The organism is Xanthomonas sp. NCPPB 2922, from assembly GCF_041520885.1.
In the GTDB taxonomy this organism is placed as follows: Bacteria; Pseudomonadota; Gammaproteobacteria; order Xanthomonadales; family Xanthomonadaceae; genus Xanthomonas; species Xanthomonas campestris.
Genome location: NZ_JBGOFY010000017.1, coordinates 80140 through 102827, shown reverse-complemented (window position 1 = coordinate 102827; position 22688 = coordinate 80140). Strand labels below are relative to the sequence as shown.

Annotated in this window: 21 protein-coding genes, 1 other RNA gene and 1 pseudogene; 11 read left to right on the top strand and 12 right to left on the bottom strand. The window is 66.1% G+C overall.

Annotated features, from left to right (window positions below):
* Positions 1 to 175: pseudogene (locus ACD584_RS17180) on the top strand (YihA family ribosome biogenesis GTP-binding protein); the annotation flags it as partial.
* 498 nt (positions 176 to 673) lie between these two features.
* Entirely contained in the window at positions 674 to 2038 is a 1365-nt protein-coding gene (locus ACD584_RS17175) for a glutamate--cysteine ligase (RefSeq protein WP_076037177.1), read from the top strand.
* Between the two features lie 39 nt (positions 2039 to 2077).
* On the opposite strand, the gene ACD584_RS17170 is transcribed toward ACD584_RS17175, so the two are convergent.
* Both ACD584_RS17170 and ACD584_RS17165 read right to left on the bottom strand, forming a co-directional pair.
* Positions 2078 to 3574, bottom strand: a complete 1497-nt coding sequence (locus tag ACD584_RS17170; RefSeq protein ID WP_076037176.1) for an ATP-binding protein — start codon at positions 3572 to 3574, stop codon at positions 2078 to 2080.
* Positions 3571 to 4290 carry a response regulator gene (locus tag ACD584_RS17165; protein WP_011038492.1) on the bottom strand — a complete coding sequence of 240 codons (720 nt, stop codon included), beginning with the start codon at positions 4288 to 4290 and terminating at the stop codon, positions 3571 to 3573. The genes ACD584_RS17170 and ACD584_RS17165 overlap by 4 nt, the downstream gene beginning before the upstream one ends.
* A gap of 135 nt (positions 4291 to 4425) precedes the next feature.
* Between ACD584_RS17165 and ACD584_RS17160 the strand changes: the two genes are divergently transcribed.
* Entirely contained in the window at positions 4426 to 5523 is a 1098-nt protein-coding gene (locus ACD584_RS17160) for a glycosyltransferase (RefSeq protein WP_040940671.1), read from the top strand.
* A 751-nt stretch (positions 5524 to 6274) separates the two neighbouring features.
* Here ACD584_RS17160 and ACD584_RS17155 read toward each other — a convergent pair.
* Entirely contained in the window at positions 6275 to 7447 is a 1173-nt protein-coding gene (locus ACD584_RS17155; RefSeq protein ID WP_217694198.1) for a TDT family transporter, read from the bottom strand.
* Between the two features lie 104 nt (positions 7448 to 7551).
* Between ACD584_RS17155 and ACD584_RS17150 the strand changes: the two genes are divergently transcribed.
* The 5 genes from ACD584_RS17150 to fghA all read left to right on the top strand — a co-directional run bounded on the left by ACD584_RS17150 (position 7552) and on the right by fghA (position 11654).
* Positions 7552 to 8466 carry a LysR family transcriptional regulator gene (locus ACD584_RS17150; RefSeq protein WP_076037174.1) on the top strand — a complete coding sequence of 305 codons (915 nt, stop codon included), beginning with the start codon at positions 7552 to 7554 and terminating at the stop codon, positions 8464 to 8466.
* A 207-nt stretch (positions 8467 to 8673) separates the two neighbouring features.
* Positions 8674 to 8949 carry a metal/formaldehyde-sensitive transcriptional repressor gene (locus ACD584_RS17145; protein WP_014508942.1) on the top strand — a complete coding sequence of 92 codons (276 nt, stop codon included), beginning with the start codon at positions 8674 to 8676 and terminating at the stop codon, positions 8947 to 8949.
* Positions 8950 to 9012: 63 nt separating this feature from the next.
* Entirely contained in the window at positions 9013 to 10122 is a 1110-nt protein-coding gene (locus tag ACD584_RS17140) for an S-(hydroxymethyl)glutathione dehydrogenase/class III alcohol dehydrogenase (protein WP_042597014.1), read from the top strand.
* A gap of 66 nt (positions 10123 to 10188) precedes the next feature.
* The gene (gfa, locus tag ACD584_RS17135; protein ID WP_011038486.1) at positions 10189 to 10764 is read left to right on the top strand and encodes an S-(hydroxymethyl)glutathione synthase; all 576 of its coding nucleotides are present in this window, start codon (positions 10189 to 10191) and stop codon (positions 10762 to 10764) included.
* A 59-nt stretch (positions 10765 to 10823) separates the two neighbouring features.
* Positions 10824 to 11654, top strand: coding sequence for an S-formylglutathione hydrolase (gene fghA / locus ACD584_RS17130; protein ID WP_076037173.1), 831 nt, complete (start codon positions 10824 to 10826; stop codon positions 11652 to 11654).
* A 4-nt stretch (positions 11655 to 11658) separates the two neighbouring features.
* Here fghA and ACD584_RS17125 read toward each other — a convergent pair.
* Positions 11659 to 11730: non-coding RNA, sX9 sRNA (locus ACD584_RS17125), on the bottom strand.
* 318 nt (positions 11731 to 12048) lie between these two features.
* Positions 12049 to 13458 carry a PLP-dependent aminotransferase family protein gene (locus ACD584_RS17120; RefSeq protein WP_076037902.1) on the bottom strand — a complete coding sequence of 470 codons (1410 nt, stop codon included), beginning with the start codon at positions 13456 to 13458 and terminating at the stop codon, positions 12049 to 12051.
* 122 nt (positions 13459 to 13580) lie between these two features.
* On the opposite strand from ACD584_RS17120, the gene ACD584_RS17115 reads away from it, so the two are divergent.
* Together ACD584_RS17115 and ACD584_RS17110 are read left to right on the top strand one after the other, a co-directional pair.
* A complete protein-coding gene (locus ACD584_RS17115; protein ID WP_076037172.1) occupies positions 13581 to 14372 on the top strand; it encodes a PhzF family phenazine biosynthesis protein in 792 nt (263 codons plus the stop codon).
* On the top strand, positions 14369 to 15292 hold the full coding sequence (locus tag ACD584_RS17110) for a DMT family transporter (protein ID WP_076037171.1): 924 nt from the start codon (positions 14369 to 14371) through the stop codon (positions 15290 to 15292). Before ACD584_RS17115 ends, ACD584_RS17110 begins: the two co-directional genes overlap by 4 nt.
* A gap of 153 nt (positions 15293 to 15445) precedes the next feature.
* Here ACD584_RS17110 and ACD584_RS17105 read toward each other — a convergent pair whose 3' ends face one another.
* A complete protein-coding gene (locus tag ACD584_RS17105; RefSeq protein ID WP_016944410.1) occupies positions 15446 to 15784 on the bottom strand; it encodes a hypothetical protein in 339 nt (112 codons plus the stop codon).
* Between the two features lie 98 nt (positions 15785 to 15882).
* Positions 15883 to 16827, bottom strand: coding sequence for a DegV family protein (locus ACD584_RS17100; RefSeq protein ID WP_076037170.1), 945 nt, complete (start codon positions 16825 to 16827; stop codon positions 15883 to 15885).
* A gap of 463 nt (positions 16828 to 17290) precedes the next feature.
* On the opposite strand from ACD584_RS17100, the gene ACD584_RS17095 reads away from it, so the two are divergent.
* Positions 17291 to 18106: a cellulase gene (locus ACD584_RS17095; RefSeq protein WP_011038479.1), complete on the top strand. Its 816-nt coding sequence runs from the start codon at positions 17291 to 17293 to the stop codon at positions 18104 to 18106.
* 557 nt (positions 18107 to 18663) lie between these two features.
* Here ACD584_RS17095 and ACD584_RS17090 read toward each other — a convergent pair.
* From ACD584_RS17090 to ACD584_RS17070, 5 genes are all read right to left on the bottom strand, one after another.
* A complete protein-coding gene (locus tag ACD584_RS17090; RefSeq protein WP_076037169.1) occupies positions 18664 to 20265 on the bottom strand; it encodes a rhamnogalacturonan lyase B N-terminal domain-containing protein in 1602 nt (533 codons plus the stop codon).
* Between the two features lie 206 nt (positions 20266 to 20471).
* On the bottom strand, positions 20472 to 20843 hold the full coding sequence (locus tag ACD584_RS17085; RefSeq protein WP_175611680.1) for a hypothetical protein: 372 nt from the start codon (positions 20841 to 20843) through the stop codon (positions 20472 to 20474).
* A gap of 1 nt (position 20844) precedes the next feature.
* A complete protein-coding gene (locus tag ACD584_RS17080) occupies positions 20845 to 21648 on the bottom strand; it encodes a hypothetical protein (RefSeq protein WP_228437975.1) in 804 nt (267 codons plus the stop codon).
* 22 nt (positions 21649 to 21670) lie between these two features.
* Positions 21671 to 22090, bottom strand: a complete 420-nt coding sequence (locus ACD584_RS17075) for a DUF2809 domain-containing protein (RefSeq protein ID WP_076037167.1) — start codon at positions 22088 to 22090, stop codon at positions 21671 to 21673.
* Positions 22087 to 22653 (bottom strand): hypothetical protein, encoded by a 567-nt coding sequence (locus ACD584_RS17070; RefSeq protein ID WP_076037166.1) that lies wholly within the window; start codon positions 22651 to 22653, stop codon positions 22087 to 22089. The genes ACD584_RS17075 and ACD584_RS17070 overlap by 4 nt, the downstream gene beginning before the upstream one ends.
* Positions 22654 to 22688: the final 35 nt, after the last annotated feature.

Here is a 22688-nt window from a genome sequence, read left to right as displayed (position 1 = left end):
GCGTGGCCAGCAGATGCAGACCCTGCAGAAGGTCAAGAAGGAAGTGACCTCGCGCTTCGGCGACAGCGTCACCGTGCAGACCTACTCAGGCGAATCGCGCCAGGGCGTGGACGAACTGCGCGGCATCGTCGGCGGCTGGCTGGGCCTGGACGTCGAACCGCCTGCAGACGCGTAGCCCCCTACGCGCGGCGTGGCTGCGCGTCTGGATTGCCGGGCTCATCGGCAGTGCGGTGATCGGCTGGTCTGCCTTGGCGGCCTGCGCGCAGTTGCTGGTTGGTGCGGTTGCTTGAAGGTGGTGCGGCGCCAGCTTTTTGCGCAGGTGCAGCACATGCAATGCGCTGATACGCGGCGCTTGGCTTCGGTGGACATGGTCGGCGGTTGAGGCAGACCTCGATCGGATGCCCAGCCTGCCCACCCGCAATGCGGCGCAAGTCAACGCGTTCAGCGGCTGCCGTCTCGGCAGCAGACGACATCGGCCGGCCCGCAACAGCCCTTCTGCGCCACCGGCCTCCCGTGCCCATCCTCCACCGCAGCGCCGAGCGCCTGTGAGTGGAAATCTCATGCCCCGTCCATGTCGCCAATCCGGGCACGCCCTGCGGTTATAGTGCGGGCCTTGCGGTGGCAGGGGGCGATCCCCACATCGTCCCACCCCCTTTCGCCTGCGAGCGTGCCCTTGTCGAGTCCCAGCCACGTTGCCGAAACGCCGATCACCGAACGCGCAGAGCTGATCCAGGTGCTCGCCTCCGGCGAGAAGCCCGGTGCGGATTGGCGGATCGGCACCGAACACGAGAAGTTCGGCTTCCGGCTGGATGACCTGCGCCCGCCCACCTTCGATGGCGAGCGCGGCATCGAGGCCTTGCTGGTCGGCATGACCCGCTTCGGCTGGGAGCCGGTGCAGGAAAACGGCCGCACCATTGCGCTGCTGCGCGATGGCGCCTCGGTCACGCTGGAACCGGCCGGGCAGTTCGAGTTGTCCGGCGCGGCGGTGGAAACGCTGCACCACACCTGCGTGGAAACCGGCACCCACCTGAGCGAGGTGGCCGAAGTGGCCGGCGAGCTGCAGCTGGGCTTCCTGGGGATGGGCTTCCAGCCCAAGTGGCGGCGCGACGAGATGCCGTGGATGCCCAAGGGCCGCTACCAGATCATGAAAAGCTACATGCCCAAGGTCGGCTCGCTCGGCCTGGACATGATGACGCGCACCTGCACGGTGCAGGTCAACCTGGATTACGCCACCGAAGCGGACATGGTGAAAAAGTTCCGCGTCTCGCTGGCGCTGCAGCCGATCGCCACTGCGCTGTTCGCCGATTCGCCGTTCACCGAAGGCAAGCCGAACGGCTACCTCAGCTACCGCTCGCACATCTGGACCGACACCGATGCCGATCGCACCGGCATGCTGGATTTCGTGTTCGACGACGGGTTCGGCTACGAGCGTTACGTGGATTACCTGCTCGATGTGCCGATGTATTTCTCCTACCGCGATGGCGTCTACCACGATGCCAGCGGGCAGAGCTTCCGCGATTTCATGCAGGGCAAGCTGCCGGTGCTGCCGGGCGCACTGCCGACGCTGCGCGATTGGTCCGACCACATGACCACCGCGTTTCCCGAAGTGCGCTTGAAGAAGTACCTGGAAATGCGCGGCGCCGACGCCGGGCCGTGGAATCGCCTGTGCGCGCTGCCTGCGTTCTGGGTGGGGCTGCTGTACGACCAGACCGCGCTGGATGCGGCCTGGGACCTGGTCAAGGACTTCACCCTGGCCGAGCGCCACGCATTGCGCGACGGCGTCCCCAAGCAGGCGTTGGGCCTGCCGTTCCGCAACGGCGTGGTGCGCGATCTGGCGCTGGAGGCGGTCAACATCGCCCGCGAAGGCCTGCGCCGACGTGCCCGCCTGAACCGCGACGGCCAGGACGAGACCGGCTTTCTCGATGTGATCACCGAGATTGCCGAAACCGGCGTCACTGCTGCAGAGCGCAAGCTGGCGCTGTATCACGGTGCCTGGAAGGGTGATATCGACCCGGTGTTCCGCGAGTTCGCGTACTGAGTCAGTGAGCCGTGCGGCGCAGGCCTGCCTGCGTCGCCGTCAGCGCCGTTCCGGCATGCACGGCAGGCGCACGGTCACCCGCAGTCCGCCCCCGTCGCGATTGTCCAGCCGCAGTGCACCGCCATGCGCCAGCACGATGCTGTGCGCCACCGACAGCCCCAGCCCGATTCCGCCGGTGTCGCGGTTGCGCGAGGATTCGCCGCGTACGAACGGCAGCAGCAGTTGTTCACGCTGGCTGGGGTCGATGCCCGGGCCGTCATCGTCGATCCACAGCACGCCGTCCTCGCCTTCGCGATGCAGCCGCAGGCGCGCGCGCCGGCCGTATTTCAGCGCGTTTTCCAGCAGATTCATCACCGCGCGGCGCAACGCCAGCGGGTCGCCGTCCAGGGTGATCGCCGGGCCTGGCAGCAGTTCGGCATCGGCGCCGGTGTCCACCGCGTTGTCGACCACGCTCTCCACCAGCAGGCGCAGGTCCAGCGGGGCGCGCTCGCCGCGATGGCGGTCGTTCTGGATGAAATCCAGCGCCGCAGAAATCATCGCCTTCATCTCGTCGATGTCGGCCAGCGCCTTGTCGCGCAGCGGCGCTTGCAGGTCGTCCAGGCGGAACGACAGCCGTGCCAGCGGGGTGCGCAGGTCGTGTGCGATCGCCGCCACCATGTGGGTGCGCTCGTTGATCAGCCGGTTCAGGCGTGCCTGCATGGCGTTGAACGAATCGGCCGCGCGCACGATCTCCTTCGGGCCGCTGCGTTGCAGGGCCGCCGCGTCGGGATTGCGGCCCAGGCGGTCGGCGGCTTCGGCAAAGCGCTTGATCGGCGCGGACAGCGCACGCGAGAACCACCACGCCAGCGGCACATTGGCCAGCAGGCCGGCCAGGAACAGCAGCACCACGTGGGTCTTGAACTCGGCCGACAGGCGGCGGCGCGGCGATTCCACCGTGCGCCAGCGGCCGTCGGGCTGTTGCAGCGCGGCGGTGAAACCGTCCAGCAGCGGCACGCCAGGGGTCAGGCGTTCGCTTTCCCAATCACCGCGCGGGTCGTCAGGCCGCAGCCCGTTGCCGAAGGGCGCGCCCTCGGGGCTGGGGCGTGGCCAGTCCTTGCCGAATGGCGGTGCCCCGGCTGGCAGTTGCTCGCTGCCGGCGCCAGCCGCGCGGGCCTGGGCCGATGTCCGGTTCGATGTGCCCTGGCGCGGCAGGAGCCGTGGCGCCTCGCCGTCATCGGCACTGCGATAGAAGCGCACGCGCGCGCTGTCCACATCCAGCCAATGCGCCAGCAGCATTTCGGCGAAGCCGTCGCGGACCTGGCCGGCCGGTGGCGTGGGCGCCTGGCGGGCTTCGTGCACCTTGAGCGTCTGGGTGCCGGCCGGCATGCGGGTGGACAGCAGGGCCACGACCTCCGGCGGATGCACCGGCGGCTCGTAGACGGGGGTGCGCATCACCAGCAGGGCGATGCCGACCGCCTGTGCGGTGACCAGGGCCACCGCCAGCAGGACAAAGGTGCGGGCAAAGATCGACAGCCCGCGGCGTACCGGTTCACTCACAGACGCGCGACGCTCGGCAGCAGCATGTAGCCCTCGTTGCGCACGGTGCGAATCAGCTCGGTGTGCACGCGTTCGTTGATCTTGCGGCGCAGCCGGCTGATCTGGCTGTCGATGGCGCGGTCATAGACGTCGGTGTCGCGGCCGCGCGCGTAGTCGAGCAGTTGGTCGCGGCTCAGCACGCGTTGCGGATGCTCCACAAAGGTACGCAGCAGGGCGAATTCGCCGTCGGAGAGGTTGATGAAGATACCGGTGGGGTCGCGCAGGTCGCGCCGCACCACGTCCAGCCGCCAACCGGCGAACTCGTAGACATTGCCGCGCGGCTCGGCCTGGTCGCTGGTGACCTGGCTGCGGCGCAGCAGGGCGCGCACCCGCGCCAGCAGCTCGCGCGGGTTGCAGGGTTTGGCCAGGTAATCGTCGGCGCCAACCTCCAGCCCGATGATGCGGTCTGTATCATTGCCCAGCGCGCTCAGCATGATCACCGCAGGCGAGCCGCGTTCGCTGGCCAGCGAACGCGCCGCACTCAGCCCGTCTTCTCCCGGCATCATCACGTCGAGTACGATGAGGTCCGGACGCCGTTGTGTGATGCGCTTGCGCATTTCGGCGACATTCTCGGCCACATCCACCTGGTAGCCATGGGCGCTCAGGAACTCGCCGATCAGCTTGCGCAGGTCGGGGTCGTCGTCGACCACAAGAACGCAGGGTTGTTGCATGTCCATGGAGGTCATCGTCGGAGGCGCAACGGTCGGGCTGCGCGGGGTGGCTACCGGAAACATGGTGCTCGCAAGGTGCAGGACGGGAGCACGCATCATAATGATCGAATTTGTCAACCATTGGCACACGTGTGACGCAGCATGACAGACCGGGACATCCCACCAAAATCCGCTGCACCGACACTGCCCGCCGACAAGGTCGAGCAGGTGCATGACGTGGTGTTGCCGATGATGCGGGTGATCAGCCGTGACAATGGCGTGGGCCTGACCCGCGACATGGTGTTGATGGCACAGACGCTGCGTGCCGGCGGGGCGCAGGTGCAGGAAGTGGGGTTCACCAGCCAGCGCCTGCACGACACCGGGCGTGAGTTGCGCCTGTGGGGACGGCGCGCGCTGTTGGGCAAGGTGCCGGTACAGATCTTTTCCGAGCGCGTGTATGCGCGCTGCCTGCCGTTGGGGCACGCCAATCTGCTGGTTCCCAACCCGGAATGGCTGCTGCCCAAGTGGTTGCCATTGCTGCCGCGGTTCACGGCGGTGTTGTGCAAGACCCACCATGCCGAGCGGATCTTCCGCGAGTTGGGCTGCCGCACGCAGTACATCGGCTTCACCAGCCCCGATCGCCACGATCCGGAGGTGTTCCGTCAGCGTGCGTTCTTCCACCTGGCCGGGCGTAGCACCGCCAAGGGCACCCGCGTGCTGCTGGAAACCTGGCAGCAGCATCCCGAATGGCCGCTGCTGACGGTGGTGCAGAACCCACGCACGGCGGGCAAGCAGGTGGTGGCGGCCAATATCGATCACCGCGTCGGGTATCTCGACGATGCAGCGCTGCGCCGCCTTCAGAACGCCCACCAGTTCCATATCTGTCCATCGGAGGCGGAAGGCTTCGGGCATTACCTGATGGAGGCCTTGAGCGTGGGTGCGATCACCCTGGCCACCGATGGCGAGCCGATGAACGAATTGGTCCGCCCCGAGCACGGCCTGCTGATTCCGGTGGCGACAGTGCGCCAGCGCCGGCTGGCGAGCTATCACTATGTGGATGCGGCAGGCATTGCGCAGGCAGTGCAAGCCGCGCTGGCGTTGCCGCCCGCAGAGTTGGAGCGCCTCTCGGCGGCCGCGCGGGCGTGCTATCTGGCCAACGACGCCGCTTTTGCGGGGCGCTTCCGCACTGCAGTCATGGCCGCGGTGGCGATGCCGACCGAGGCAGTGGCCGACGTGGTGCCGGTGGCCGCGAAGAGCTGATTGGTGATGCGCTGATCGTACGGTTTGTTTTGCAGCGCTGAGATGCTGTTGTGTTCAAACCCGCGCACGCGTAGGCCTTCTCCAGCGCGGCGTTGGGTCACGTTGACGCAATGCAGATGCACGAAGCATGTTTGTCGTCGTTTCGCTTGTTTCCTCACGTTTGTACGCGCCCGGCACGGCATGCCATGCGGCGCCAGCGCACAACACACCTGTGCAAAACGTGCCTGCAAGGATCTCCTGGCCGCGGGGCGAACGTCGCTCTGCCACACGCCGCGCGCTGCGTTTGCCGTACACAAGGGAGATCAAAACATGGGGCAGACGCGCCCGACCATTGCTACCGTGAGCACCATGCTTGCAATGCTGACCCTCGGAGGCTGTGCAAGCCGGTGCGGCGCGCCACCGGGCCCACCGCCATCTCCCCCGGTGCATGTGCGCCGCGGGCAGCCGCCGTCTGCGATGGAGCGAGGGTTCCTGCGCGAGTGCCTGCAGCCACCGCACCAGCCACCCGTCTTGCACGATGGCGCGGAAGACATCCCCGTAGATCCGGCAGCGCTCGCGCGCTGCCTGGCGGATCACGACATGGGTGTCCCGCTACCACCGCCACCGGATGCATTGGATGCGCCTGATGCCGATTGGTTCGATGACCCGTCAGATCCACCACCACCGGATCTGGACGCCGCGGAGTAGCCGAACGCGCATGCGTGCTCATTCGGCAGCGCGAAGCGCACCTGTCAGACATGCAACCTGTACTTCAGCGCGCAGGTGCATGCTCGCTGGCCTCGACAAGGCAGGGCGCAACGAACAACGTGCCCCGATACGCGCCTACCGCAGTGCGTGCCGCCACGATCGTCCAGGTCACGCATAGCAGCAGGAGCAATACGCTGCCGAGTACATCGAAAACCTGCATTTGCAGAGCGGCGCCGAGCTTCAGTGTCGCCAACGCATAAACCCCAAGTGGGAACGTGAATCCCCACCAGCCCAGATTGAACGGAACCTGGTCCGCGAAATAGTGGGCCGTGATGAGGATGGCCAGCGCCAGCCACCACAGCCCCAGCCCCCACAGCAACAGGCCGGCGATCAGGCCACATCCCGCCGCTGCCTGGCCGATGGTGCCCATGCCATGTGCGGCGAACAGTGCCGGCGCGTCGCCGGCAAATACCAGCATCCCCAACGCGCCGGTGCCGATCGGCCCCAGCGCCAGCCAGCTCGAAGCGGCCATGCTGGCCTGCGGCAACTGGTGTAGCGCCATACGCAGCCACAGGATCACCAGGATGCCCATCGCCACCGGCACCGAGTACGCCCACAGCACGTACCCGGCAACCAGCATGCCGAAGCGGCTGCCGGCATCGGCCAGATGCGGGGCGAGCGCGCCAGCACTGGCCGCGGCGACTTCCGCAGCCACCACTGGCAGCAGCCACAGTGCGGTCATCTGTTCCATGCGGTGCTGCTGGCGGGTAAACATCAGGTAGGGCACCAGCACGCCGCAGGCCAGCGCCATGGCCGCGTCCATCCACCACAACGCAGTGGCCACGGGAATGACGGCAGCGCCCCAGCGCGGCAGGCCATAGAGCAGCAGGCCGTTGATGAGCGTCGCCAGGCCCATCGGGATAGTGCCCAGAAACATCGAGGCGGTCGGGTGGGCCAGGATGCGTCGGGCTTCGTGCGGATACAGCGCCCAGCGAGCGAGATACAACGCGCTGAACACCACAAACAACCCGATATTGCAGAGCCACAGGCCAGCGCCGAGCAGCGCGGCGCCAGGCACGGGCCAGGGGAGCTGGCCCAGCACCAGCGACAGGATGCCGGTGCCCATCGTCACCGCGAACCAGTTTGGTGTGAACTGGCGGATCGCTTCGCCCGGACTGGGCAGCGCGTATAGCGGCCAGGCGATTGCAGGGCAGATCGGGGAGGTGGGCATGCGCATTTGGGTCACAGCGGTGTCGGCTGAAGAAGTGAGTGAGTCTAGGCAGCTGGATCTAGCAGTAAAGCGCGTAATATTGGTTGATGTAACCCAATAAATCGCTAACGATGAAACTCAGCCTGCGGCAGCTCCAGATCTTTTGTGCGGTTGCCGAGTGTGGCTCCACCACCGCAGCGGCGGCGCAGGTGGCGTTGTCGCAGTCGGCCACCAGCGCCTCGCTCAATGAACTGGAAAGTGGCTTGAGCACCCGGTTGTTCGATCGGGTCGGCAAACGCTTGCTGTTGAATGACAGCGGCCGCGCATTGCTGACGCACGCGCGCAGGATGCTCGACAACGCGCAGCAGATCGAAGCCGGTTTCCATCCCGGCAGCGCCAGTTTGTCGACACGTCTGAAGGTGGGCTGCAGCACCACCATCGGCAATTATGTGCTGCCGCTGGTGCTGCGCGAGCTGCATACAACCGCTGCGCATCTGCGCGTGGAAATGGAAGCCGGCAACAGCACGGCCATCGCTGCGAAGGTCGCCAATTTCGAGCTGGAGATGGGGTTGATCGAAGGCCCGTGCCACGTGCCCGAGTTGCACGTCGAGCCCTGGTTGTCCGACGAACTGCTCATCGTGGTTGGCAGCCAGCACCCGCTGGCAAAGCAGGCAAACGTCACCCGCAAGGATCTGCGCGCCGCTGCGTGGCTGTTGCGCGAACCGGGTTCTGGCACGCGTGAGGAGGTGGAGCAACGACTGCTGCGGCATCTGCATCAGTTGGCCGATGCACGCCAGATCGGCAGCTCCGAAGCGATCAAGCACATGGTGATGCACGGCCTGGGCGTGAGTTGTCTGTCGCGTTGGGTGGTGGAGGCGTCCTTGGCTGCCGGGACGTTGAAGGCCATCACCGGCGTGCTCCCGCCGATGTCACGTCGCTTCTTTCTGATCACGCATCGCGACAAGTTTCTCTCGCCGAGTCTTGCGCGTTTTCGCAGCAGCTGCCGGCAGTTTGCACAGACGCAGAGAGCGCCTGTTACACCATAACGTGTTGCTGCAGCGCAGCTTGCCGAATGTTCGCAGCCCACTGCATATGCCATCGCAGGGGAGTTGTGGTGCTGGGGCGCGACGTGTGCCCACGCTGCGAAGAAAGAAGCTAGAAGTCGGCGCACTGCATCGTCTGTCATGCGGCGGTCATGGCTTTTTTGTCTTCGATCCATATACTACCCCCCAGTATCCGGTACGGGGCCTTGCATGCCGCATTCGCCACAGGAGAAAAAGCGAGCGCTAGCGCGTGTGCGTCGGCTGCGTGGGCAGTGCGATGCACTTGAGCGTGCGCTGGAAATAGGGGCAGACTGCGCTCCAGTCCTGCAGCAGATCGCCGCGATCCGGGGGGCCGTCAACGGGCTGATGTCGCAGGTACTGGAGGCGCATATCCGTGAAGACTTCGGGCATGCCGCCGCGTCCGATGCGCAACGCGCCGAACGGGTGCAGGAATTGCTTGGCCTGGTCCGGTCCTATCTCAAATGAACTCCCACCGGGTCGGCATGCGCCGCGCCCGTCCTCGAACATCCTCGTCAGGAGCACTCATCCATGAAATCCCGTGCAGCAGTTGCATTCGGACCCGGCAAGCCGCTGGAAATCGTCGAGATCGACGTGGCACCGCCGCAGGCCGGCGAAGTGCTGGTCCGCATCACCCACACCGGCGTCTGCCACACCGACGCGTTCACGCTGTCAGGGGATGACCCGGAAGGTATTTTTCCGTCGGTGCTCGGGCACGAAGGCGGCGGCATCGTCGAGCAGATCGGCGAAGGTGTGACCAGCGTCAAAGTGGGCGATCACGTCATCCCGCTGTACACGGCCGAATGCCGCAAGTGCAAGTTCTGTCTCTCCGGCAAGACCAACCTGTGCCAGGCCGTGCGCGCAACCCAAGGCAAGGGCTTGATGCCCGATGGCACCACGCGCTTCTCCTACAACGGCGAGCCGATCTTCCACTACATGGGCTGCAGCACCTTCAGCGAATACACCGTGGTGCCGGAGATCTCGCTGGCCGTGGTGAACCCGGAAGCGCCGCTGGAAAAAGTCTGCCTGCTGGGCTGCGGCGTCACCACCGGCATCGGTGCCGTGCACAACACCGCCAAGGTCAAGCCAGGTGAGAGCGTGGCTGTGTTCGGGCTGGGCGGTATTGGTCTTGCGGTGATCCAGGGCGCGGTGCAGGCCAAGGCCGGGCGCATCCTGGCCATCGACACCAACCCGGGCAAGTTCGACCTGGCGCGCAGCATGGGCGCCACCGATTGCATCAACCCGAAGGATTACGACAAGCCGATCCAGGAAGTGATCGTCGAGTTGACCGATGGCGGCGTGGATTTCAGCTTCGAATGCATCGGCAACGTCAACGTGATGCGTTCGGCGCTGGAGTGCTGCCACAAGGGCTGGGGCGAGAGCGTCATCATCGGCGTGGCCGGTGCCGGCCAGGAAATCAGCACCCGCCCGTTCCAGCTGGTGACCGGCCGCGTGTGGCGCGGCTCGGCCTTCGGGGGCGTCAAGGGACGTACCCAATTGCCGGGCATGGTGGAGCAGTCGATGAAGGGCGAGATCGATCTGGATCCGTTCATCACCCACACCATGCCGCTGGAACAGATCAACGAAGCCTTCGACCTGATGCATGAAGGCAAGTCGATCCGCACCGTGATTCATTTCTGACCGGACGGCCAGGAGCGGCGCGCGGCCGCTTCCGCGCACGTGGGACCCGTAACCGGGAGGGGCATGATGGCTAACGTGTCGATTCACCCTGCAGTAGATGGTGGTGTTGTGCATGGCAGTACCGAAGGTTTTGCAGGGGGCACCCTGCAATGCCTGTGTGCCAGCAACAAGGTGACCGTGGACGTGGCATCGCAGAGCGCGCACAACCACGCCTGCGGCTGCAGCAAATGCTGGAAGCCGGAAGGCGCCAAGTTCTCGGTGGTGGCGGTTGCGCCACGCGACAAGGTCACCGTGACCGCGCATCCGGAGAAGCTCAAGATCGTCGATGAAAGTGCGACGATCCAGCGCCATGCCTGTACCGGTTGCGGCGTGCATCTGTATGGCCGGATCGAGAACAAGGACCATGCGTTCTATGGTCTGGACTTCATCCATACCGAGCTGTCGCAGCAGTCGGGATGGTCGCCGCCGGGCTTTGCTGCGTTCGTCTCGTCCATCATCGAAACCGGCACGCCGCCGGACCAGATGGATGGCGTGCGTGCGCGTCTCACCGAACTGGGCCTGACGCCGTACGACTGCCTGTCGCCGGCGCTGATGGATGCGCTGTCGACCAACGTGGCGCGTCACAAGGGCTTGTTGCACTGATGGTCCGATCCTGCGGCCGGTGATCCCGGCCGCAGGATTTTCTCTTCGCAAGGAATCCCATGGAACGTATCGAACACCGTGCCTGCTTCGGCGGCTGGCAAGACGTTTACCGGCACCACTCCACGAGCCTGGGCTGCGCCATGCAGGTGGGCGTCTATCTGCCACCGCAGGCAGCCGACGGCCCCTTGCCGGTGCTGTACTGGCTGAGCGGGTTGACCTGCACCGAGCAGAACTTCATCAGCAAGGCCGGGGCTCAGCGCTATGCCGCCGAACACGGCGTGATCCTGGTGGCCCCGGATACCAGCCCGCGCGGTGACGATGTCGCCGATGCCGAGGGCTACGACATCGGCAAGGGTGCCGGCTTCTACGTGGATGCCACCGAGCAACCATGGGCCGCGCATTACCGCATGTACGATTACGTGGTGAACGAACTGCCGGCATTGATCGAGGCCAGCTTCGCCACCACCGGCGCACGCGCCATCAGCGGTCACTCGATGGGCGGGCACGGCGCGCTGACCATCGCCTTGAAAAATCCAGGCCGTTATCGCAGCGTGTCGGCGTTTTCGCCGATCGTCGCACCGAGCCAGGTGCCGTGGGGCGAGAAGGCCTTCGGTCAGTACCTGGGCGACGATCGCGCGGCATGGAGGGCCTACGACGCCACAGCACTGATCGCACAGGCAGCCGAGCGCCTGCCGCTGCTGATCGACCAGGGCGATGCCGATGAATTCCTGGAAGACCAGCTGAAAACGAAGCTATTTGAAGACGCCGCCAAGACTGCGGGCTATCCGGTCACGGTGCGGCTGCAGCCCGGCTACGACCACAGCTATTACTTCATCGCCAGCTTCATCGGCGAGCATATTGCCCATCATGCGCGCGCGCTGAAAAGCTAAAAGCGGCTAACAGACGCAGCGAGCAATCGTCAGGTGGGTGCGGACGGTGCGGAGGAATCGGAAGGTACGGGTACATGCCGATCCGAGCACTGGCCGCAGCTCCCGCCTGGCAGTTGCGTCGTTGTTTTGATCGCTGCTCTCAGTGAGGCAGTGCCGGCGTGCTTGGTGTCGTAGTGGTTGCCGTGTCGCGCGCGCGGATGCGGTAAGGCGTCATTGCTAAACGCGGTGGCAATGCCGCAGTGTTGTCGCCCTGTGAGCCCTTGCTTTTAGTTCCCGCCGCACGTCGCATTGCGACTGCGGACGACGTTGATCACCTCCCAACCATCGACGCGCAGTACCTGCGAACAGGTCAGGCGCTTGCCGGATTTCTGGCAACAACGCGTATGCGCGCAATTCAACTCGACCGTTGCGCGGCCAGCCGCCCCAGCTGCCGCATGGCGCGGTCCAGTGTCTCGTTCCACGGCTGGCCGCAGGTCAGGCGCAGATGGTCGGCGTAGTCGCTGCGGCTGGAATACACCTGGCCGGGTGAGGTGCCGATGCCCTTGGCCAGCGCGGCTTCGAACAGCGTCTGGCCGCTGCCGCCATCGGGCAACTGCAGCCACAGCGACAATCCACCTGCCGGCTCGCCGATGCGCGTGCCGGATGGCCAGTGCCGCACGATCGCATCGCGCAGGCGTTGACCGTTGTCGGCCAGCGTGCGGCGCAGCTTGCGCAGATGCCGCTCCAGATCGTGTTGCGCCAGGTAGTCGGCCAGGGCCAGCTGCGGCAGGCTCGCGTTGCCGACGGTGGAGAAATACTTGGCACGCACCAGCGCGTCGGTCCACGGCCCACCGAGCAGCCAGCCCACCCGCAGGCCGGGCGACAACACCTTGGAAAACGAGCCGCAGGTGATGACGTTGGCGTGCGTGTCGAACTGCCGCAGCGGGCGTGGGCGCTGACCAGACCAGGCCAGCTCGCCGTAGATATCGTCTTCGATCACCACCGTGCCATGCCGTGCGCAACTGTCCACTACGGCGCGCTTGGCGTGATCGGGGGTGAGGCTGCCCAGCGGATTGTTGAAGTTGGGCACCAGGATCGCGGCGCGTGCCGGCGTGCGTTGCAGCAGTGCATCCAGATGCGCGGCGTCAATGCCTTGCCCTGCGCGGTTGGGAACTTCCAGCACCTTCAGACGCAGCGCGGCGACCGCTTGCAGGATGCCGTGGTAGGTGGGCGTCTCCACCACCACCACATCGCCTGGCGTGGTGATGGTGCGTAACGCCAGGCTGATTGCCTCCATCGCGCCAGCGGTGATCACCACTTCGTCTGCGTCCACGTTGGTGCCGCATTGCGCATACCGCAGCGCGATCTGCCGACGCAGCGCGGCGTGGCCTTGTGGAGGTGCATAGTCCAGTGCCGCAGTGCGCTGGCGGCGTAGCTGGCGCGACATCGCTGCGGCCAGCTGTGCGCCGGGTAGTAGCGCGGGCGCAGGCGTCGCCAGGTGCAGCGGCACCAGGTCGGTACGTGCGAGCAGGTCGAACACGCCCTGCAGGGCGGGATTGGCGATGACGCCCGGCGCACGCCGGCGTGGCGTGGGCGTGGCGGCCGGCAGTGGCGCGGCAGCGGCGCGCACGAAATAGCCGGAACGTGGCCGCGCCTGGACGCGGCCCTCGCGTTCCAGTTGCAGGCAGGCCTGCACGGCGGTGGCGGGGCTGATGCCGTGGCTGGCGGCCAGCTGGCGGATCGAGGGCAGGCGTTCGCCGGCGCGCAGGGTGCCGCGCTCGATCTGTTGCCGCAGCTGTGTGGCCAGCGATTCGTAAAGCAGCATGGGTACGGTGCCCAAATCTGTATTGGTCTGTTTGTAGCGTATCTGAATCTGTCCTGGTCGCGCATCGCGCTGCAGACTGGCCGTGCCGGGCGACCTGCCCGGTCTTCTGGCGAGGTTGCAACGTGCTGCTTTCCCTGTTCGTGGTCGATGCGTTTACGTGTGTGGGTTTCAAGGGCAACCCTGCGGCGGTGGTGCCGTTGCAGGCATGGTTACCGGTGCCGGTGATGCAGGCGATCGCTGCCGAAAACAATCTTTCGGAAACCGCGTTCTTCGTGCGCGATCACGCTGGCGTCTTCGACATCCGTTGGTTCTCGCCGTTGAAGGAAGTCGGCTTCTGCGGCCATGCGACGCTGGCAAGTGCGTACGTCATTGCGCGCCAGCAGCTGGCACCGTTTCCGTTGCGGCTGCGCGCCCCGGCGGTCGGTGAGATCGGTGTTGAGCAGGTGGACGAAGCTACGTTCGAGATTTGCTTTCCCAATCAGCTGCCGACCCTGGTCACGCAGGTCCCGGCGCCACTGCTGGCCGCGTTGTCGATCGCACCGCAGGCGGTGTATGCCAACGCACAGGCCTACATCGGGGTGTACGCGGACGAGCAGCAGGTGCGTGCCGTGGTGCCCGACCTGGCGCAGATGCTGGCGTTGGCGCCACGCGATGTGGCCATTACCGCACCGGGAGCCACGCATGACCTGGTGTCGCGCTATTTCTGGCCGGCCAATGGCGGAGCGGAGGACCCTGTCACCGGTTCGATCCATGCAGCGCTGGCGCCGTTGTGGGCGCGCACGCTTGGAAAGACCGATCTGCGCGCGCTGCAGGCCTCGGCGCGTGGCGGTGAGCTTGAGTGCCGCGTCACACCGGCGCATGTCTACGTACGTGGCAGCGCCGTGCACTATCTGCGTGGGGAGATCACGCTATGAGCGTTGCGGCTGCACCACCGGTGGCGGCGTCGCGCCGCGCAATCTGGCAGCTGCTGTTGGCCGAGGTGTTGATCGGCTCGGTTGGCGTCTTCGTGCATGAAAGCGGCCAGGACCCGGTGACGGCGGTGTTTTACCGCTGCCTGTTTGGCGCACTGTTTCTCACTGTCTGCGGGGTGCTTGGTGGGCACTTGCGTGGGCTATGGCGCGAGCGCCGCCTGTTACGCGATGCGGCCATCAGCGGCGTGCTGCTGGTATTGAACTGGGTGGCGCTGTTTGCCGGTATGGCGCGCTCGTCGATCGGTGTGGCCACCATGGTGTATCACGTGTTTCCGTTCGTGATGCTGATCCTGGCGGCGGTGGTGCAGGGCGAACGCACGCGTCGCGCCGATCTGGGCTGGACGCTGCTGGCCTTCATCGGGGTGGCGTGTTCGGCAGACCCATTGCGGTTGTGGCAGTCCGCCGACCGCAGCTATCTGCTGGGCATCGGGCTGACGCTGCTGGCGGCGCTGCTCTGTGGTGCTTCGCTACTGATGTCCCGACGCATCGGCCGTGAGCGGCCGTTGGCGGTGGTCACCGTGCAGTGCTGGGTCGGGACGGTGCTGCTTATGGGGTTTTCCAGCAGTGCTGCGCTGCATCCGGGCATGCATTGGGCCTGGCTGGTGGGCCTGGGCGTGATCCACAGCGGCATTGTCTACGTGCTGTTCTATTCGTCGTACCGCCATCTGCACGTGGCCACCATCGCGGTGCTGGCCTTCGTGTATCCGCTGGTGACGCTGCTGCTGGATTACCTGCTGTACGGCCATGCGCTGGCGCCGGTGCAATGGCTGGGCCTGGGCCTGATCGTCTGCGGCACGCTGGCGGTGAATCTGAAATGGCGCTGGCCACGGTGGGCAACTGGCAAGGCAGTGCTGCAGCGGTAACGCGCGCTGGCGACGAGAAGTAGTCAGTCATCCCGCTCGCATGCTGGAGCGGAATGCGATCTGCGGCGTGCTTAGTACAACGTCGCAGTGTTTTGAAGCCGCACCGGTTTGCGCAACACGATCGTACGCGCAAACCGGCACGGCATCTGCGCGTCAACGCACGTCGCGCAGTTCCCAGTGATGGCCGGCCAGGGCCTGCATGCGCTGCTTGAGCAGGTCGCCGGGGATGCTGGTGGTGGCCACCAGGTCGATGCGCAGGTCGCCCTGCTTGCCGGTCACGGTGGCCGCCGGGTCGGTGACGCCCAGGCTGGGGTCCACTTCGTCCGGGTCGGCCTGCAGCTGGCGCCAGCGGTCGAACCAGGCCGGGTCGCGCAGGGCAGCCTGCAACTGTTCGGCAAAGGCCTCCGCACCATTGGCGCTGAAGCTCACCGCCGGCGCGCTGCCGCGGGCGAGCTTGGGGTCGGGCAGGCTGATCGAATAGCTGACAGGCATGGGCACACACTCGGATGACAGGTGCCGGGCACCTTATGCCAGCAGTGGTGAGTGCGTCGTCGAGGCCTGCTGCCGTGTGCTGGCGTGCAGGCGCACGTTTATGCCGAGAAGCTGTGCGGCTCGGCGGCGAAGGCCACTGCCAACGCACCTTTGCCGACGTTGACCATGCCGGTCAGGCTCATCACGCTTTCGAACAGCTCCACGCCCTGCGTCTGGCAGGCGGCCTGTAATGCGGCATAGCCCGGCAACGCGTGCAGTTCGGCAAGTTCGCCGCCATAGCCCACGCACACGGTAGGCGTCATCAGCCCGTCGCGGAGCTTGCGCACGGTGAAGGCGAACAGCTTTTCGGCCGAGGGTTCGAAGCCCTTGAGCTTGGCCACCGGCTCGGTGACGCCACGGTAGGCGCGCAGCACCGGCTTGATGTCCAGCGCGCTGCCCAGCGCGGCGCCGATCAGGCCCACGCTGCGATCGCCTTTGGTGCGCGCACGCGCACGCAGGTAATAGAGATCGCGCGGAATCATGTAGCCATAGGTGTGCTCGGCCAATTGCTCAAGCCGGGCGCGGATCGGCGCCACGCCCAGGCCTTGCGCACGCAGGCGTACCGCTTCCACCGCGGTGATGCCCTGGCCTGCGAACAGGTTCAGCGTGTCGATCACCCGCAGCGCGAACGGCGAGGTGTGCCCGGCCGCCTGCCGCACCGGCTTGTAGTCGTTGAGGATCGCAAAGCTCGCCTGGGTGGCGTTGTCGAAAATCTGGCTGCGCAGCTTGGAGATGGTCAGGCAGAACACGTGGTCGTAATCGATGACCAGCCGCTGCAGGAACAGGTCGCGGATCTGGTTGACCGAAAACGGGGTGGTCTCCGCCTCATGGCCGCGCTCGGCCACGTGCGCGTGCAGGAAGCTCAAGGTGGCTTCCTCGTCGCGATGGTCGGCCAGCACGGCTTCGCCGATACGCACGCTGATCGGCAGCACGATGACGTTGTTGCGTTGGATGAAGTCCTGCGGCAAGTCGCACGCACTGTCCACCACGATTCCGATGCGCATCGTCGCCCCCTCCGGCTGTTGCGTCGTCTCTGGATGTGAACGCTATCGCAAATCGGGGGCGAGGCGAAGGGCATTGGTCGGAAGGCGTGCGGGGACGGGCTCGGCGGCAGCGTCGCCGGGGTCTACCGGAAGGCCCCGGCACGCTGAGCACAGCACTGTCCAGGCACTGCACGGCGCCAGTGCGCCGTCGCGCGATGTGGCAACGCAGCAATCGCCCTCACCAAGGCCGCCGCCACCTGACCGGGATTCGCTGGCGCGGCAGCATGCCGACGACGAACTGAGGACGGGCGCACGCCCCGATTGCCGGGTAGCGCCCGCTATCGCGCGGGCACCCGCAGGCCCCCAGGTTTCGCTATAGCTCCTTGCGACGCGGCGCTGTTAGGGTCCCGCTGCGATCGCTGCCAGGCAGCGGTCCCGACGCCGCAACGGTGGCGTCGCGCGCTGAATCCAAGGGAGACACCACATGCAGCAGACTCAACATCGCATCCTCGACCAGGCCACTGCGCAGGCGCCCACCACACGGCGGCGTGCCTCGCGCTGGTGGAAGGCCGCCCTGACCCTCGGGCTGGTGGCACTGGCGCCGGTCGCGCTGGCCGGGCCGTACAAGATCTTCGGCAACCACTACGCGTGGGTGAACAACTTCAACGATCCCAACAACATCATCCAGGGCACGTTCGGCACCGGCAGCACGCCGGAGCTCACCGTCACCTTCAACTTCGCCGACTACAACCTCTACGGGTATCCGGCGATCGTGCGCGGCTGGCATTACGACTGGAACCCCACCAGCGACACGCTGTTTCCGAAGCAGATCTCCTCGATCAGCTCGATCCCTATGAAGTTCAGCTACAGTGCCGGCGGCACCAACCTGGCGGGCGACTTCGCCTACGACATCTTCTTCCGCTGGGATACGGCCAAAGGCAATCCGCAGCTGGAAGTGATGATCTGGGGCGACCACAACTCCTGGCCGATCGGCACGCTGACCGCCAGCAAGGTGATCACCGCTGGCGGGCGCACCTTTGATCTGTGGGAAGGCTTCAACTCCGGTGCGGGCTATTACGTCTACACCTTCATCCCGACCGGAACCGCGGGGCAGGCCACGCTGAAGACCAGCGGCAGCCTCAACGTGGATGCCAAGCCGTTCCTCAACTGGTTGCAGACCAACCGCTCGAAGGATGGCCGCTACAACAACAGCATGTATCTGCATGCGGCCGAAGCCGGTTTCGAAGTGGTGCGCGGCAATGGCTGGGCCAAGGTCAGCGCCACGATGGACGCCAAGTAACAGCGGCGATCAGCGCGGCTGCATAGCTGCGGCTGGCGCGGTCGATGCTGGCCCATGGCGGTGTTGATCACTGCCAGGTAGACGCAGTAATCCAAGGCGCGGTACACCCCATGGGTGTGCCGCGCTTTTTGCTGCGCGCTAGCGTGGCGCAACTCGCGCAGTCATGCCGTGCGCGTGAAGTCGCATGTGGCTGCTCACCTTGATGAGGGCGTACTGGATGGATTGATCGGCGTATCGCCTGCCAGTACGTGTGCAGCAGTAAGCACGTCGTCCATAACTCATTGGAGGGCACGTGCAAACATGCGCAGGCGCAGGTCGCTCATTCCGACATGTCCTGCAGGCGGCGCGCAGCAAGACCTTTCCGGACAGAGTGCAGGCCGTGCGCAATGGCGATGGCCGCTACAGCAACGCCCTGTATCTGCAAGTGGTGGACGATGCATTAGAAGTTACCGCAGCGCTAGCGCGTCGCTTGGCGGTGGGCATCACCGCCAACTGATGCATGCACCGCACACCACGCGTTCTGGCGTGCGCTATGCGGGCACCCGGACGTGGCGTGATTACGGTGCGACCAGCTGCACGCTGTCGTAGACGATGGCCGGGCTGAGGAAGCCATTGTCCGGCGACCCCGAGGCCAGACTGATGGCGATCCGGTTGCTGCCCGCCTGCAGCGCCGTCGCCGGGATATCCACTTCATACAGCGTGTTGTTGCCGCGTGTGGTGCCACGGGTGATTCCGCGCGTCTTGGGTTGATTCGGTGCAGCGGGGACGGGGCCGTTCCAGCGTGCGTTGACGGCGATCTGCGGGCGCGCGCTGACCTGCGCCAACGGCACGAAGATGCGCAGCCGATAGCTGCGCACTTCGCTGCTGCTCAAGCTAAACACGATCTGTGTGGGTGTGTTGATCCCGCGCCACTGCACCGCCGGAAAGCTGCCCACGCTGCTTGATCCCACCGTGTAGGTGACCGGTGCCCAGCGCATGCGCGCATCGGACGGATGCGCGCGCGGCAGCAGGTCTGCGTACTGGAAGCCGCCTGGCGTGCCATCGGGAACGCCGATCTGCCACTTCACCGCGCCGGGCAAGCTCACCGCCTGCAGCGCGGCCTGTGCGGTGGCGCCGGCAAACACCTCGACATCGCGTTGCGCCACCTCCAGCTCGTGTTGATACAGCGTCATGCGGTAGCGGCCCGGGCGCACGCCGTTGATCTGGTAGTCGCCGCTGCCAGTGGCGGTGGCCCAGTATTGCGCCTGAGCGTTGCGCAAGCCGACCACTGCCGGCTGCCCGGCCAACACCCCGCTCACGCGCCCGGCAAGCGTGCCGCGCCCGTCCGCTGCCAGGTAGCCGCTCACGCCCAGGCTGGCATCGATAAAGTCGGTGCTGGTCTGTGCGGAGGAGGGCGCACCGCCGTCGGTGAACAACAGGCCGTACACGCCGTGCAATCCGCCGCGGAAGGCTTCGGTCTGGGTGTGGTCCGAATACATGTAGTTGTACAACTCATGGGTGACGCGGGTTTTCTGTGTGGCGATGTCCTTGAAGAACGGCCCGCCCGCACTGCGCTCGCGATTGCCCATCAGCATGAACACCGCCATGCCGTTGCCGCTCACGCCGTGCAGCGGGTCTTCGAGCATGCGCCGGGCCGAGTAGAACTTGGAGCTGGTCCGCCCGTCCGGCAGCAGGAACACGTCTTCGCCTTCAATCGCAGTGCCGACGCTGGAATCCGGTTCCTGCAACGCGTTCGGCAGCTTGGCCACGTTCAAGCGGGCGATGAAGCGCAGCTCGCCCACCGGTAGCAGGCTGGGCGCGGAGGTGGCCATGTAGATGGCATTACGGCCCTTGCGCGCGATGTAGTACTGGGTGAGGTCGCCGGCCTTGGCCGTGACCACGATGGCGCCGCCCACCACGCGCGCCTCCACGCTGGCGCTGCCTAGCCCGGAGGCGATATGCGAGCCCTTGGATTCGGTGGTCTGCAGTTCGTTGCCGCGGTAGCGCATCGACACGAGATCGCCGTTGCTGGCGTTGACCGAAAACAGCAGCTCGGCGCCGGTATCCACCACGATGCGATCACCACTGCGGGTGATGCCGAAGGCGGCGAATGCGGGCGCGACGACGCCGGCGTAGAGCACAAGCGCACAGGCCAGCGCGCGCAGCGGAATGCGATGCATGTCGATCTCCGTAACGAGCAAGGCGCGGTGCGCCGATGCGCGATGCTAGGCGGGCGCGGCTGCAGCGGCGATAACCGCAGCCCAGGAGCGTGCGCTGGGTTCACGCCCGGTACGCGAAGCGCAGTGCAGGTCACGCTCGCGGTGCGACCGGCATGCATTGCCGCTTGGCGCGCAGGCCGCCGGTTGCGCAGAACCGGCGGGGACGGCTACGGCAATGGTGGTGGTGTGGCGGCCTGGCGTTTGGCATCGCAGGCCGCCTGGATGGCGCGCATCCACTGCTCGCGTTTGCCAAGCACGAAGCGGTGCTCGCTGCCATCGGCCACCTGCACCGCCAGCGAATTGGGTGCCAGCGGCAGCAGGCCGAGCAGGCGCGTCCAGCACAACTGCAGCGATGCGATCTGCAGCAGCATGATGGTCAGCGACTGGGTCTGGATGTTGAAGGCATGCGGCTGGAAGTGCAGCGCATCGGCGGTCAGGATCAGCCGCCCGCCCACCGTTTCCAGGCCGCGTTGCAGATTGGCGGGCGCCTGCTGCAGGACACGCTGTTGAATCGAACCCGTCGTGCTGCCCTGGAACATGTCAGTGCTCCGTGGGCGCGCTCGCGCAGTCGCGACGTGGCTGCCATTGCCAGCGGCCGGCCTGCTCGACAAGACGCACCTGCCACTGCTGCGTCTCATCGCTCAGGCAGGTGGCGGTGGCCTGCAGCTGCTGCGCGGTGCTCCACTGCGGTGCGTCCAGCGTGGCGATGATGCCGGGCTCGGCAGCGTCGTCACTGAGCAAGGCACTGGTCGTGGACGCAAGCTGCTTTCCGCCGATGCTCAGCACCTGCCACTCCTCGCCATCCATGCCATCGGGCTGCGCGGTGGCCAGATAGCGGTTGCGGTCCGGCGCGATCACCACGCGCAGGCCGCCCGGCGTCTGCGTGCCGGTGCGTGCGTCGATCAAGGTACCGGCGAAGGTGCCGCCGTCGCGATGCTGCAGCAGCAGGTAGCCATCGCGCCGATCACAAAAGCGGTAGTCCTCGCCCTCCAGCGGTTCGTCGAAGGGCGCGGTGTCGGCAAAGACCTGCGCGCCGGCCGGCGTGGTGACCTGCAGGCGATGCGCGGACACCCGTTGCACCATGCTGCCACCGCGTGCGGCGATGGCACTGGCTTCCTGCGCGGGGTCGTCGCCTTCCGCGCAGGCCAGCGTGAGCGATGCGCCATCGACTGGCGCTGCGGGTGCGGCTGGTGTTGCCGGCGCACTGGTCGCCGGTGTGGTCGGCGTCGCTGCCGACGGCGATGGTGCGGGAGCAGGTGCGGACGCACGCTCACAGCTGGCCAGCGCAAGCAGCGTGCAGAGGGCGGTGATGCGTGTCAGCGCCGTGGTCATCGAACCGGCCATTCGTGTCTCCAGAAAAAGTGGCTCACTGCTGCGCTACATGATGCGATGCACGCATGACACGGCGACGCAGCAGCACGTCGCAGCCGTAGGCAAGCAGCCCGCCGATCAGATACATCACCAGGTCATGCAGCGTGGCGGTGTTGCCAAGCGCGATGTAGGCGGCGCTGCCGGAGCGCAGACCAAGCCGGTCGGCCAGGTGCACGGCCTGCAGCCCTTCGATCAGCAGGCCGATGGCAATCGCCAGCACGCAGGCCCACCGCGGCGGGCAGGCGAACACACCGCGCAGGCCGCAATACACCAGCGCCACCGCGAACACATCGCCCAGGCTGCCGCGCACCCATGGCCCGCCGATCCAGCCGGCGGCGATGGCCACTTCGATCAAGAAGATGGCCGCCGCGATGAGTAAATAAGTGATGCGGGTCCGTCGCGGCATGCTGCTCATCGGGCGGTCGCTGCGGCGCGTTTGCGGCCCATGGTGAAGCTGGTGCTGAGCGGAATGCTGACCCCGCGCTGGCGGTCATTGACGGTGACCTGTACCTGCCAGCGGCCCGGCGGGTCGTCGGCTTCGGCTTCCACATGCAGGCTAGCCTGAGCCATGTACACATTGCGTGGGTCGCCGCTGAGTTCGCCCTGCAGGCAGGGCGTATCGGTGGTGTCCTGCACGAGGTGCCCGGTCGGGTCGATGATGCGGATATTGCACACCACGTCGGTATGCCGCTGCGCATCCAGGCCCGGGTTGGAGAGCAGGATCAGCATGAACAACACCTCGCCGGTAGCGAGGTGATCCACCTCATTGAAGTGCGGCGTGGTGTCGCTGGGCGTATTCCATTTCTGTTGCCAGTCCGCGTCAGGGGTCAGTAACAGGCTAGCGCCCAGGTCCTGCACCGCCTTGCGGCTAGAGGAGTTGGGAATCGGTTGGCCTTGCGTATCGATCCAGCCGGATTGGGCGCTGGCCAGCAGCGGCAGCAGCAACAACGACAACAGCAGTGTGCGCATCAGGCGCATGGGCAATCCTTTGCGATGAGGTGTCGCAGGCGTGT